This window comes from Pseudomonas matsuisoli, assembly GCF_014647635.1.
Classification (GTDB): domain Bacteria; phylum Pseudomonadota; class Gammaproteobacteria; order Pseudomonadales; family Pseudomonadaceae; genus Pseudomonas_P; species Pseudomonas_P matsuisoli.
The window spans coordinates 14,219-26,259 of record NZ_BMPO01000010.1 but is presented as its reverse complement, the minus strand read 5'-3'; the positions used below and the strand labels follow the sequence as shown (position 1 = coordinate 26,259).

Here is a 12,041-nt window from a genome sequence, read left to right as displayed (position 1 = left end):
TCAGAACATTTCTGGGGGGGGGGTTGGAGAGCGGGCGTTCATACGACAGCATGCAAGCGGTGGATGGCTTCGGCCATCCACCCTACAGTTGTGCACGCCTTACGTCACAGATGGTCCAGCAAACGCCGCGCTGCATCCTGCCCGCTGAGCCATGCGCCTTCCACGCGACCGGCGAGACACCAATCCCCACAGGCGTACAGGCCAAGGTCCGCGTCCGCCAATGCGCCCCATTGGTGAGCTCCCGCCGGACGGGCGTAGAGCCAGCGGTGTGCGATGGCGAAGCTAGGTGCGGGTACCACGCAGCCAATCAGTTCCGCGAACGCGCCGTACAGGTGTTCGATGACCTGGTCCTTGGGCGTATCCAGATGTTTGCGTGTCCATGCACTCGCGGCGTGCAGTACCCATGTATCCAGCTTGCAATCTCGGCCAGGTTTGCTGCGATCGCGAGCAAGCCAATCCAGCGGTTCGTCGTGCACGAAACAGCCTTCGATGCGCGTTGCGAGTGGCTCATCGAACCCTAACGCGACCGCCCAGGTCGGCTCCATGATGACCCCCGCTGCAGTGCTGGCCAGTGTCGGTGCCGCGGACAGCAACGTCGTGGCTTGTGGTGCAGGAATGGCGATGATGACGTGGCTGAACGGCCCGTAGCTCTCGCCCTCGGCGTCTTGCAGCATCCAGTGCTCGTCACCCTTAAATACCTCGGTGATACGGCAAGAGAACTTGACCGGCACATCGCGCAGCAGTCCGCGAGTGATTGCACTCATACGTGGCGTACCGACCCAGCGTACCTGCTCGTCGGGAGAGGGGCTAAGAACCCCGTCGTCGAGCTGATAAAGCGTAGGGGTCCACTCAGCGACCCACCCGCTTTCCCGCCATTGCTGGACGGTCTCGGCAAAACGCCGGTCCCGCGCCGTGAAATACTGAGCGCCTAGGTCGAGCGTGACGAAGTCGTTGCGCTTACTGGCCATGCGACCGCCGCTGCCGCGGCTTTTGTCGAACAGCTGTACGGGCTGCCCGGCTGCTTGTAGCGCCTGGGCAGCTGAAAGTCCTGCAAGTCCGGCGCCGATGATGGCGATGGTTGCGTTCATATTGGCCTCTACCTATGGCTGCAGGGTCGCCGTCTGTTCCTGAACCGTTTTGCCGCTTGGAAAATGTTCGTGTGGTGCGTACTCAAGCGTATGGGTCATCACGCTATGTGCGCTATCCACGGCGAACAAGTGTCAAAGGTGGCGTTAGCGCTGTCCGGCGGTGTTCGGCGAGCAGGTTCTCGGGGGATCCTCACTCGTTAGATGGTTTCACCCTGCGATGCACGATTCGCGTCCTACAAAGACTAATCCTTTAACAGCTGACGACTCTATGCGGGGAAAGTGCCATGCAATTGCTGTTGACCGGCGGTACAGGTTTGATCGGGCGGCATCTATGCCGGAAATGGGTCGCAGACGGTCACAAGGTCTGGGTCTTGAGCCGCGACCCTCAGCGGGTCGCCGAGCGCTGCGGCGCGTCCGTCACAGGCGTCAGCTCGCTGGACGAGCTGACGAATCTACAGTTGGACGCGGTCATCAATCTGGCGGGCGCGCCCATTGCCGACCGTCCCTGGACGAAGAGCCGTAAGGCGGAGCTCTGGCAGAGTCGCATCGAGCTGACCGAACGACTCGTGTCCTGGCTCGAACGGCGTCCCCAGCGGCCAGCGCTGTTGATTTCGGGTTCGGCGGTGGGCTGGTACGGCGACGGTGGCGAGATACTGGTTACCGAGGAGACACCGCAGCTGGGGGCTGACTTTGCGACACGCCTGTGCGCCACCTGGGAGGCGACGGCTTCACCTGCAGCGCTGTTCGGCGTGCGCGTCGTGCATGTGCGTACCGGGCTGGTGCTTGCGCGCGAAGGCGGGTTTCTGAAAAAACTGGTACCGCTCTACAAGCTGGGTCTGGGCGGGCGCTTGGGCGATGGCCGGCAGTTCATGCCGTGGATTCACCTCGACGACGAAATCGCGGCGATTGATTTTCTGTTGAAGCAGGAAGGCGCGACCGGTTCGTATAATGCGTGTGCTCCCAACCCCGTGCGTAATCGCGACTTTACGCAGGCGCTGGCGAAAGCGGTGCACCGGCCTGCCTTCGTGCACGCGCCTGCGTTCGCGGTCAAAGCAGCGGGCGAGATGTCGGTATTGCTACTGGGCGGCCAGAATGCGCGGCCCCGGCGTCTGGAGGAAGCTGGATTCACCTTTCGCTTCACTGAACTCGATGCGGCGTTGGCCGACCTGTTAACGCCCTAAGGATTAGGTATGTCCGACCACGCCTTACTGCTCATCAACCTTGGCTCTCCGGCGTCGACCGAAGTCGAGGACGTTCGTCGTTACCTCGATCAGTTTTTGATGGATCCCTACGTCGTCGACTTGCCGTGGCCGCTGCGGCGGTTGCTGGTTTCGCTGATCTTGGTTCGCCGCCCGGCGGCTTCGGCGCACGCGTATGCATCGATTTGGTGGGACGAGGGGTCGCCGTTGATTGAGTTGAGCCGTCGTCTGCAAACGCAGGTCGCGACACGCTGGACTGAGGGGCCGGTCGAGCTGAGTATGCGCTATGGCGAGCCCTCCATCGAGGTCGCACTGCTTCGGCTGGCAGCACAGGGGATTCGTCAGGTCACGCTGGCACCGCTGTATCCGCAATTCGCCGATAGCACGGTAACCACCGCGATGGTCGAGGCGCGACGTGTGGTTACCGAGCACAATCTGTCGATAGACATGCACGTGTTGCCGCCTTTCTTCGATCAGCCGGCGTATCTAGACGCGCTGGTGGAAAGCACGCGCCCCGCATTGGCGGGGGGGTACGATCATCTATTGCTGAGCTTTCATGGGCTGCCCGAGCGGCACATTCGCAAGCTCGTCAAGCCAATCGCGCCGGATCACGACCTGCGCGCGCCGAGCAGTGCTGGTGTCAGCGATGAAGTCCTTGCACTTTGCTATCGCAGCCAGTGCCAGCGCACGGCAGAGACGTTCGCTGCTCGCGCGGGATTGGAGGACGGGCGGTGGTCCGTGTCTTTCCAGTCGCGACTCGGTCGAGATAAGTGGATCGAGCCCTATACCGAGACGCGCCTGGACGAGCTGGCCAAGCAAGGCGTCAAACGACTGCTGGTGATGTGCCCGGCATTCGTCGCCGACTGCATCGAAACGCTGGAGGAAATTGGTATGCGCGGTCGGGAGCAATTCATCGAAGCGGGCGGAGAGGATCTGGTGCTCGTGCCTTGCCTGAACGACGACGCGGTATGGGCGGATGCGTTGGTGGATATGTGCAGGCGATTGCCGCTTTCGGCTTGAGTAAACCGCATTAGTGCAAGCCGGTGAATGGGGCGCTAGTTGCGCGCGACGAATCGTTGCCTCGTAGACCGGGTGCTAACCTGGGTGCCCCTAAAGTGGTCTCGAGATTGTTTCCGAGCATTCAATGCGTCGTCTGGTCGCTGGGCGCGCCCCTTACCGGCGAATCATTTTTGCCAGAAGATTCAAACTACAGTCAGACGACGCATTAACCCATCGGAAGCAATCTAGAAAACGCCTCTATCCGAATGGTCGGGTCATGACCGGGTCCGGATCGCCAGCAAGCTGGCTCCTACAGATAGGATCGTGATTGAGAGTAAGTGGAATCACTCCTCCTCATGCAACTCGCGATTTTTCCAATGACTGTTCCCCGGCAGCAGCAGGTTCAACGCAATCGCCACGATGCCGCACAGGGAAATCCCCTGCAGACCAATCTCACCGTTCCCCACACTCAAGCCGCCAATGCCGAACACCAGAGTCACCGAGACGATCACCAAGTTGCGGGACTCGGACATATCGACCTGATGCCGAATCAGCGTATTCAAGCCCACCACTGCGATCGAGCCGAACAGTAGGCACAGGATGCCGCCCATGACGGGCACCGGAATGCTCTGCAGGCCGGCGCCAAACTTGCCGATGAACGCGAGCACAATGGCGAAGACCGCCGCCCACGTCATGATCTTGGGGTTGTAGTTCTTCGTCAGCATGACCGCGCCGGTGACTTCTGCGTAAGTCGTATTGGGCGGGCCACCGAGCAGGCCGGCGGAGGAGGTCGCTAAACCGTCGCCGAGCAGGGTACGGTGCAGGCCGGGCTGCTTGAGGTAATTCTTGCCCGTCACGCCACCCACCGCGATAACACCACCGATGTGTTCGATGGCTGGCGCCAGCGCCACTGGCACCATGAACAGAATGGCACCCCAGTGAAACTCCGGCGCGACGAAGGCGGGTACCGCAAGCCATGGTGCGGCGGCCATCCCGGTGGTATCCACCACATCGAACACGAACGCCAACCCGTATCCCATGGCGACGCCGGCAAGGATCGGCACGAGCCGAAAAATGCCCTTGCCGTACACGGCTACGAGCAAGGTGGTGAGCAGCGCGGGCATGGAAATCAGCATGGCGGTGCCATAGGGGACCAGTTGCGCGCTACCGTCTCCGGCCTTGCCCATTGCCATGTTCGCGGCGACGGGTGATAGCCCCAAGCCAATGGAAATGATGACGGGCGCGATGACCACCGGTGGCAGCAGACGGTCGATGAAGCCGGTGCCCTTGAGTTTTACCGCCATCCCCAGAAAGGTGTAGACGAAACCGGCCGCCACGACGCCGCCAAGCACGGCGGGCAGCCCGAATTCGCCCTTCGCCACGATGATGGGTGAGATGAAGGCGAAACTGGAGGCAAGGAAAACCGGGACCTGACGGCGCGTCACCAGTTGGAAGAGCAGGGTGCCCAGACCGGCTGTGAACAGCGCGACGTTGGGATCCATGCCGGTGATCAAGGGCATCAGTACGAGCGCACCAAAAGCGACGAACAGCATCTGTGCCCCGGAAATCACCTGTCGCCACAGCGGATCGTGAACCACTGGCTCCATGGTCAGGCGTCCTTCTGCTTGGTGCCGAAGATCTTGTCGCCAGCATCGCCTAGGCCGGGAACGATGTAGCCATGCTCGTTCAGGTGGCTATCGATCGAGGCGGTGTAAATCGTGACGTCAGGATGGGCTTTCTCGACCGCGGCAATACCCTCTGGCGCAGCGACCAATACCAGCGCGCGGATATCCTTGCTGCCGGCTTTCTTGAGCATGTCGATCGTCGCGATCATCGAGCCGCCGGTGGCGAGCATGGGGTCGACGATCATGGCCAGGCGCTGGTCCATGCCGGAGACGAGCTTTTCGAGATAGGTATCTGCCTGGAGCGTCTCTTCATTGCGCGCGATCCCGACAACGCTGACCTTCGCCCCTGGAATGAGGCTGAGCACCCCATCGAGCATGCCAATGCCAGCCCGCAGGATTGGCACGACGGTGATCTTCTTGCCCGCGATCTTCTCTACCTGCACCTCGCCGCACCAACCTTCGATGGCGTAGGTTTCCAACAACAGATCTTTGGTCGCTTCATAGGTCAGCAATGAACCCACTTCCTGGGCCAGCTCGCGAAAATTCTTCGTGCTGATGTCGGCACGGCGCATCAAGCCAAGTTTGTGGCGGATCAGCGGGTGTCGGATCTCGTGAGTGGGCATCGTTTACTCCAGGGGCAAAAGCGGGTGTTAAGATGCCGCCGCGCGGGCGCCGGCGGAAAATTCGGCGTAGGTTAATGCATCGCGCAAGCCTAGACTATTGCGGGTCGTAGCCACGGCTGCTGCCGTGTCGCAATGCACGTGATTTCACGTCGATCTGTCCCGACTCATCTGCCCTACCGGAGCCTTTCATGTCCGTCGATCTCGCCCATATCCGTCAAGTCATGGCTGAAGCCGATTGCCTGCACGACCACACCGAGGTCGACCGCGCCATTGACCGCGTGGCGGTGGCGATCAACGCCGATCTGGCGGAGCGAAATCCGGTGGTGTTCTGCGTGATGAACGGCGGGCTGGTGTTCTCCGGTGCGTTGCTGCCGAAACTGGACTTTCCGCTAGAGCTTTCCTATCTGCACGCCACCCGTTATCGCAACGCGACGAGCGGCGGTGATCTGTTCTGGAAGGCCAAGCCAGAAATTTCGTTCATCGATCGCGACGTGCTGATCATCGATGACATCCTGGATGAAGGCCACACCTTGGGCGCGATCATCGATTTTTGCCACCACGCGGGTGCGAGTCGCGTCCTGACCGCCGTGCTTCTGGATAAAAAGCATGACCGTAAGGCGCGCCCGGACCTGAACGCTGATTACATCGGCCTGGAGTGCGAGGACCGCTATGTGTTCGGCTACGGCATGGATTACAAGGGTTACTGGCGTAACGCCCCAGGCATCTATGCGGTGAAGGGCCTGTAAGCGAACGCCGAACGAACGAGACACCATTGCGCGGGTATTTAGCCAATAGTTGCGTTGAGAGCGTACGGGCAGAGGGGTAAACTGCTTGCCCCCGTAGCATTGGATAACAAGGCAATTCGCAATGCGCAAAGACAAGAAGCAAGTGATCGGCGAAGACGTCGGTGACGAGCAAATCAAGCTTTTTCTCGACGTCGAGCCTGGCGACGACACGCCACCTTCTCTGCACAAATTGATCAAGGCCTACCGTGGCCTGCGGATCGATGATTTCGAGCGCTTCATTCCCTTCTTCGTCGAGGCCGGCTACGACCTCGAAGCCAAGGACGCCAACGGCAACGACTTCGTGGCGCTGATCCAGGATCAACGTCAGGCCGAACCCTATGTCGCGGCGATTCGTCAGGCAGTAGGCGCTGCCTGATGAGCCATGGCGATGCGGTCGCCCACGCTCAGGGGTTGTCCAACGCGTGGATATCGCATCCAGAATCGAACGGAGCAGCCGCCCGAAGCATCCTGCTCGTTCACTTGCCCCGAACCGTTTCGTGCTCCAGAGGGTCTGGACTGGAGAGGAATGGGTTCTGCGGTAGGTCGCATTGCACCCGAGGTCATCGTCCGGGGCGCTCCCGGAGGTGGTCGTCGTAATCCAGGCGATGCCTGGCTGTCAGTGATTCAACGTTGATGCACGGCTCAAGAGGTCGTGGCCATCGAACTGGTACTGCAGATCTTGGAGAAGCGTTACATGGCGCAAGACAATCACGAAGCGGTCGATGTTCTGCTGGTGGGAGCCGGCATTATGAGCGCGACGCTGGCCGTACTGCTCAAGGAACTGGACCCTTCGGTCCGCATGGAGATCGTCGAATTAAGGGAGTCTAATGCTGCCGAGAGCTCCAATCCCTGGAACAACGCCGGCACGGGGCACGCAGGGCTCTGCGAGCTGAACTACACGCCGCAATTGTCCGATGGCAGCATCGACATCAAGAAAGCCGTTCACATCAACAGCCAGTTCGAAGTTTCGAAGCAATTCTGGGCGTACATGGTCGGGCGTGAAGGGTTCGGTGATGCGACCAACTTCATCGCCAGCGTGCCGCATATGAGCTTCGTCCACGGTAAGGACGTCGATTTCCTGCGCAAGCGTCAGGCCACGCTGAGCCAGCATCACGCATTCGCGCAGATGGAGTACACCGAAGATCGTGAGGTGATGAAGCAGTGGATGCCGCTGATGATGAAGGGCCGCGATAACGACGCGACGCCTCTTGCCGCGACCCGCTGCCTGAATGGAACCGACGTCAACTTCGGTGCGCTGACCAATCAGCTGCTGGGCTATTTGGATTCTCGCTCCGGTGCCAATGTCCGCTACAACCAGCGCGTGGTCGATCTCGACCGGGAAGGCGATGGCTGGATCGTGAGCATCAAAGACGAGCGCACGGGCGCGTCCCGTAACGTCCATGCCAAGTTCGTATTCCTCGGTGCCGGTGGTGGCGCACTGCCGCTGCTGCAGATGTCCGGCATCCCCGAAGGTAAAGGGTTCGGCGGTTTTCCGGTCAGTGGCCAATGGCTACGTTGCGACAACCCGGAGGTGGTTTCGCAGCATCAGGCGAAGGTCTACGCACAGGCGCCGGTAGGCGCGCCGCCGATGTCGGTTCCGCACCTCGATACCCGTGTCGTCGACGGCAAGAAGTCGCTGCTGTTCGGGCCCTACGCTGGCTTCACCACCAAGTTCCTCAAGCATGGCTCGATCATGGATCTGCCCAAGTCCGTACGCGCGGCCAACCTCAAGCCGATGCTGTCGGTTGCGCGCGACAACATGGACCTCACGCGCTACCTGATCAAGGAAGTCATGCAGTCCATGGATCAGCGCCTCGAGGCGCTGCGCACGTTCTACCCGACGTTGCGCAAAGAAGACTGGCGCCTCGAAGTTGCTGGACAGCGCGTGCAGATCATCAAGAAGGATGCGAAGAAAGGCGGTGTGTTGCAGTTCGGTACCGAGCTGGTCTCCGCTGGGGACGGTTCCATCGCCGCGCTTCTGGGCGCCTCACCCGGTGCCTCGGTAACGGTCTCCATCATGCTCGACCTGATCGAGCGCTGCTTCGGTGAAAAAGCGCGCTCGGAAGGCTGGGCGAGCAAGCTCGCTGAGATCTTCCCTGCACGCGAGAAAGCGCTCCAGGCCGATGGCGACCTGTATCACAAGGTCAGCACCGAGGCTTCGAATGTGCTTGGCGTCACGCCAGCGCTGCCGCAGGCCGAGGTCAGCTTCGCCTGAATCTGAAAGGCGTGCGTTATGCCCAATGTCGGGTGGAGCGCGCGTCCTTTGTAGGAGCCCATTTATGGGCGATGCTTTTAGATCGCAGATCGCCCATAAATGGGCTCCTACATACAAACGCCTACATGCTTTGCGGTAAGCATCTGGTCCATTGATTTTAGGTTGTTGTCTGCTTATTAACGTCGCTGTCTGGTACGTACCAGAAGTGATAGGTCGTTAAATTCGCGCAGGTATACTCCCTGCGCCCATCAAGTTTGGAGAATGACAGCATGCTGAAACGTCTGTTGCTCGGTCTTACCGCGGTATCTATCGTGGCTCTGTCCGGTTGTGCTCTCAGCCCTCAGCAGCTCAGCCCGACCCCAAAGCTCAACGGCAGTCTTACAGCGGTCGGTCAAGGCCAGCCCGTGGTCGTCAAGGTCGTCGACGGGCGTTCGTCGCCGGTGCTGGGAACGCGTGGTGGGTTATACGCCGACACCAGCAACATCGTCGTACCGGCCGAGAACGTCCTGCCAAAGCTGCAAGCGCAGTCCGAAGCGGCGGTGCGGCTGCTAGGCTTCACACCGACTCAAGGCGGAGGTAATGTCCCACAGCTGACCGTCGTGCTGGCAGAGACGAAGTATCAGTCGCCCAAGGAAAGCAATTACGTCACGTCTGCGGACATTAGCGCCACGCTCCGTGCCGAGCTGCGTAGCCCGTCAGGCCGTCAGTACACCGGTCGCTATGGCGCCTCTCTCAACCAGCGCTTCGGCATGGCGCCGAACGTGGAAACGAACACGAAGCTGGTGAGCGATGTGCTTAGCGATGCGTTGACGCGGATGTTCCGTGATCCAACGATTGGCGAGATGCTCCAGTCTCGCTAACCGCCTCGCGCCGACATGGAAAACCCCGCTGGCACACTCGCCTAGCGGGGTTTTTTTTTAGTTATCGGGCGTCGTAGGGGGGAATCCCGAAGGGCTTCCACTCGTTACCGCGTTCGGTCGAACTAGAGCGGAAACGGGGAGAGCGGGGGGTTACGCCATTGCGCGGCTATCCGCCCTACGGTTGGGTGTAGGAATACGCGCGTCGAGCCACGCGACCGTCACTACAGCGGTAGGCCGGCTTTGACGCGGTAGTAGTTACGCACCGGCATCGCGTACTGCAGGATGAGGTAGGGGCGGTGTTCTGCCGGGCATGCCTCCAACCGGCGCTGCCATTCCTGACGCGCTTTATCGAGCTCAGTCTCCGTGAACAGTGTCGTTGCCACGGGTACTTCGATTTCCGCATCCTGCGCATCCCACAAGGCATAGGCCAGGTAGTTGACCGGAAACAGCCGATAATTCGAAAGGATCCGCCGGTCCACCTCCTGCGCCAGCAGTTTCGCATCAGGAAATTCGCCATCAATGCGATCGCAAAACGCGATGTGTACACGGCCTTTGTAGCCGGTGATGCCAAGCGCAATGCTGGTGTCGTCTTCGCCCGGCGCTTTGGAGTAGCCACCGGTCGTTGCACGCGTGTAGAGCTCACGCGCCTTGGCGGCATCGCACGGGTCGTACTCGTAGCTGATGCACACCGGCACGATGCGTAGCGCTCTGACGAGATCAGCGAACGGCTCTTCCTTGCGGCTCATGTGGAACATCTTGAGGATCGCCGAATCGGTGCGATCGTCGCCGTCCTTCGCCCGGCCTTCGGCCTGTGCAATCCATATCGACGCGCCATCGTTGCGCAGGGAGTGATTGATGTAGGCCGAAAGCAGCTGGTACGCCGCGAGCTTTTCCTTGCGGCTCGGTAGCGAGCGGCGAACGATGAAGCTCTTGTTGACCCGCATGAGGTCGCTGACGAAAGGCTTCTGCAGCAGGTTGTCGCCAATGGCGATCCGCGGCGTTTGCAGGCCTCCGTGGAACACCGCGAAGTTAACGAACGCAGGATCCATCACGATATCCCGGTGGTTCGCCAGGAACAGATAGGGGCTCTGTGGATTCAAACGATCGACGCCACTGAACGTTACGCCGTCAGTGGCGTGATCGATGGAGCGGTCGATGTAAGGTTCGATTTTGAGCTGCATGGCATCGACAGTACGGGTCGAGCCGAATTTCTGGCGCAGGCGAAGCTTCACCAATGGCTTGAGCACCCAACCTAAGCGATCCGCATAGTGGGGAAAGCGGAACCGGGTAATGACGTTGATGAACGCAGGGTCGTTTAGCAGTCGGTCGATGACACCGGCAACTTCGTCGTCCGCGTAGGGTCGGATGGCTTCGAATTCGTCCATCGTGCTCTCTGTGATGAATAGGATTGCAGTCGCTTCCAGCCGCCTTTGGCTATGCCACTGGCGAGCGGGGCGGGGATTATATTCCAACTGACTCGCGAGGTCCGCCATGCTCGAAACACAGGATTATGAGTGCCCCTATTGCGGTGAGCCGGTGGAAGCCGTCCTGGATCTGTCAGGGGGTGATCAGCAATACATCGAAGATTGTCCCGTTTGCTGCCGGCCCATCGTGTTCGATTTGCGTAGCGACGGTCTGGAATGGGCCCTCGACGTGCGCCGGGAAGACGAATGATGCGCCGCGTCTATGAGCCGCGGGATCTATTGGAAGCGGAAATGCTGGTGGGGATGCTGGAAGCCGAGGGGATCGATGCCCACTTGTCGGGTCGGCACCTGATTGGCGCCGTTGGCGAACTACCGGTGGCCGGCTTATTGGGCATCCATGTTGATGACGAGCGCGCGGACCGGGCGCGAATCCTGATCGACACGTACAATGCCGCGGAGCCTCAGCAGTACGAAGAGCCCGATAGCTTTCCAGGCGAACTGCTCTGCTGATTACTGTCATTGCCCATCTGGTTGTTCTGCATGTGTGGTCGTTTCGCCCTGTTTCGTTGGGATGCCGCGTTCGCGGCGCTTCCCGGTTTTCCCGTCGGTCTGGACCCGCATTGGAGCATTGCGCCTGGCGCACAGATTCTGGTTATGAAGTCCGCCGGCTCGCAACGGGAACTGCTCCAGGCGCGCTGGGGGCTGACGCCCGCGTGGATGACCGATTTTTCCCGAACACCTGCACATGCTCGCGCCGAAACGGTGGAAGAGCAGCCGATGTTCCGCGAGGCCTTTGGTCTCCGACGTTGTGCCATACCGGCCAACGGCTTCTACGAGTGGCGCGGTGTTCGCAAACGCCCTTACTGGATCACCAGCGAAGGCAGCATCCAATATCTGGCTGCGATTTGGGAGTGCTATCCCGCCTATGGGCAGGATTACTACAGCGCCGCAGTCATCACCCAGGCGGCCGCCACCTTGCGGCGACCGATTCTGCTGGATGGCAACGTGCTCAATGAGTGGCTGGACGCCGAGACGCCGCTATCGCGAATCCGCGAGATTTTGGCGCAAGCCGGGCCCCAGCTTCGGGAGCGCGCGCTGGCGACGTTCGTCAACGACCCTAAATTGGATGCTCCTGAGTGCCTGACCCCGGCGTGAGGGCTCCTTTACTAATCGTGCTCTGGTTGGCGCCGCGTGGCTTGCGACCGGGCTGCGACTGACCCTAG

Annotated in this window: 13 protein-coding genes; 9 read left to right on the top strand and 4 right to left on the bottom strand. The window is 60.5% G+C overall.

From position 1 onward, the window contains the following. Window positions 1-104: 104 nt before the first annotated feature. Window positions 105-1,088, bottom strand: coding sequence for an NAD(P)/FAD-dependent oxidoreductase (locus IEY47_RS18425; protein ID WP_188985413.1), 984 nt, complete (start codon window positions 1,086-1,088; stop codon window positions 105-107). Between the two features lie 284 nt (window positions 1,089-1,372). Here IEY47_RS18425 and IEY47_RS18420 point away from each other — a divergent pair, with 284 nt between their 5' ends. Continuing rightward, window positions 1,373-2,269, top strand: coding sequence for a TIGR01777 family oxidoreductase (locus IEY47_RS18420; RefSeq protein ID WP_188985411.1), 897 nt, complete (start codon window positions 1,373-1,375; stop codon window positions 2,267-2,269). Between the two features lie 9 nt (window positions 2,270-2,278). Continuing rightward, a complete protein-coding gene (locus IEY47_RS18415) occupies window positions 2,279-3,307 on the top strand; it encodes a ferrochelatase (RefSeq protein WP_188985409.1) in 1,029 nt (342 codons plus the stop codon). A 323-nt stretch (window positions 3,308-3,630) separates the two neighbouring features. Here the strand turns inward: IEY47_RS18415 and IEY47_RS18410 are convergent, their stop codons facing one another. Together IEY47_RS18410 and upp are read right to left on the bottom strand one after the other, a co-directional pair. Then, a complete protein-coding gene (locus tag IEY47_RS18410; RefSeq protein WP_188985407.1) occupies window positions 3,631-4,893 on the bottom strand; it encodes a uracil-xanthine permease family protein in 1,263 nt (420 codons plus the stop codon). A 2-nt stretch (window positions 4,894-4,895) separates the two neighbouring features. Then, window positions 4,896-5,534, bottom strand: coding sequence for a uracil phosphoribosyltransferase (gene upp / locus IEY47_RS18405; RefSeq protein WP_188985405.1), 639 nt, complete (start codon window positions 5,532-5,534; stop codon window positions 4,896-4,898). Window positions 5,535-5,722: 188 nt separating this feature from the next. Between upp and IEY47_RS18400 the strand changes: the two genes are divergently transcribed. From IEY47_RS18400 to IEY47_RS18385, 4 genes are all read left to right on the top strand, one after another. Then, complete coding sequence (locus IEY47_RS18400) at window positions 5,723-6,280, top strand: hypoxanthine-guanine phosphoribosyltransferase (protein WP_188985403.1); 558 nt, start codon at window positions 5,723-5,725, stop codon at window positions 6,278-6,280. Window positions 6,281-6,401: 121 nt separating this feature from the next. After that, complete coding sequence (locus IEY47_RS18395) at window positions 6,402-6,695, top strand: PA4642 family protein (protein WP_188985401.1); 294 nt, start codon at window positions 6,402-6,404, stop codon at window positions 6,693-6,695. Window positions 6,696-6,971: 276 nt separating this feature from the next. Further along, a complete protein-coding gene (gene mqo / locus IEY47_RS18390; protein ID WP_268240493.1) occupies window positions 6,972-8,534 on the top strand; it encodes a malate dehydrogenase (quinone) in 1,563 nt (520 codons plus the stop codon). Between the two features lie 269 nt (window positions 8,535-8,803). After that, on the top strand, window positions 8,804-9,394 hold the full coding sequence (locus tag IEY47_RS18385) for a YajG family lipoprotein (RefSeq protein ID WP_188985399.1): 591 nt from the start codon (window positions 8,804-8,806) through the stop codon (window positions 9,392-9,394). Between the two features lie 221 nt (window positions 9,395-9,615). Here IEY47_RS18385 and IEY47_RS18380 read toward each other — a convergent pair whose 3' ends face one another. Next, the gene (locus IEY47_RS18380) at window positions 9,616-10,779 is read right to left on the bottom strand and encodes a 1-acyl-sn-glycerol-3-phosphate acyltransferase (RefSeq protein WP_188985397.1); all 1,164 of its coding nucleotides are present in this window, start codon (window positions 10,777-10,779) and stop codon (window positions 9,616-9,618) included. A 106-nt stretch (window positions 10,780-10,885) separates the two neighbouring features. On the opposite strand from IEY47_RS18380, the gene IEY47_RS18375 reads away from it, so the two are divergent. From IEY47_RS18375 to IEY47_RS18365, 3 genes are read left to right on the top strand one after another with little or no spacing between them, the layout of a single operon-like run. Next, complete coding sequence (locus IEY47_RS18375; RefSeq protein WP_188985395.1) at window positions 10,886-11,068, top strand: CPXCG motif-containing cysteine-rich protein; 183 nt, start codon at window positions 10,886-10,888, stop codon at window positions 11,066-11,068. Then, window positions 11,068-11,328: a putative signal transducing protein gene (locus IEY47_RS18370; protein ID WP_188985620.1), complete on the top strand. Its 261-nt coding sequence runs from the start codon at window positions 11,068-11,070 to the stop codon at window positions 11,326-11,328. Before IEY47_RS18375 ends, IEY47_RS18370 begins: the two co-directional genes overlap by 1 nt. 30 nt (window positions 11,329-11,358) lie before the next feature. Then, on the top strand, window positions 11,359-11,973 hold the full coding sequence (locus IEY47_RS18365) for an SOS response-associated peptidase (protein ID WP_188985393.1): 615 nt from the start codon (window positions 11,359-11,361) through the stop codon (window positions 11,971-11,973). The last annotated feature ends 68 nt before the right edge of the window (window positions 11,974-12,041 follow it).

Bases quoted from the DNA above. Each gene is read 5' to 3' on its own strand.
- IEY47_RS18375 (WP_188985395.1), top strand. From the start codon at position 10,886: ATGCTCGAAACACAGGATTATGAGTGCCCCTATTGCGGTGAGCCGGTG.
- IEY47_RS18410 (WP_188985407.1), bottom strand. From the start codon at position 4,893: ATGGAGCCAGTGGTTCACGATCCGCTGTGGCGACAGGTGATTTCCGGG.
- IEY47_RS18370 (WP_188985620.1), top strand. From the start codon at position 11,068: ATGCGCCGCGTCTATGAGCCGCGGGATCTATTGGAAGCGGAAATGCTG.
- IEY47_RS18380 (WP_188985397.1), bottom strand. From the start codon at position 10,779: ATGGACGAATTCGAAGCCATCCGACCCTACGCGGACGACGAAGTTGCC.
- upp (WP_188985405.1), bottom strand. From the start codon at position 5,534: ATGCCCACTCACGAGATCCGACACCCGCTGATCCGCCACAAACTTGGC.
- IEY47_RS18415 (WP_188985409.1), top strand. From the start codon at position 2,279: ATGTCCGACCACGCCTTACTGCTCATCAACCTTGGCTCTCCGGCGTCG.
- IEY47_RS18420 (WP_188985411.1), top strand. From the start codon at position 1,373: ATGCAATTGCTGTTGACCGGCGGTACAGGTTTGATCGGGCGGCATCTA.
- IEY47_RS18400 (WP_188985403.1), top strand. From the start codon at position 5,723: ATGTCCGTCGATCTCGCCCATATCCGTCAAGTCATGGCTGAAGCCGAT.
- IEY47_RS18385 (WP_188985399.1), top strand. From the start codon at position 8,804: ATGCTGAAACGTCTGTTGCTCGGTCTTACCGCGGTATCTATCGTGGCT.
- IEY47_RS18365 (WP_188985393.1), top strand. From the start codon at position 11,359: ATGTGTGGTCGTTTCGCCCTGTTTCGTTGGGATGCCGCGTTCGCGGCG.
- IEY47_RS18395 (WP_188985401.1), top strand. From the start codon at position 6,402: ATGCGCAAAGACAAGAAGCAAGTGATCGGCGAAGACGTCGGTGACGAG.
- IEY47_RS18425 (WP_188985413.1), bottom strand. From the start codon at position 1,088: ATGAACGCAACCATCGCCATCATCGGCGCCGGACTTGCAGGACTTTCA.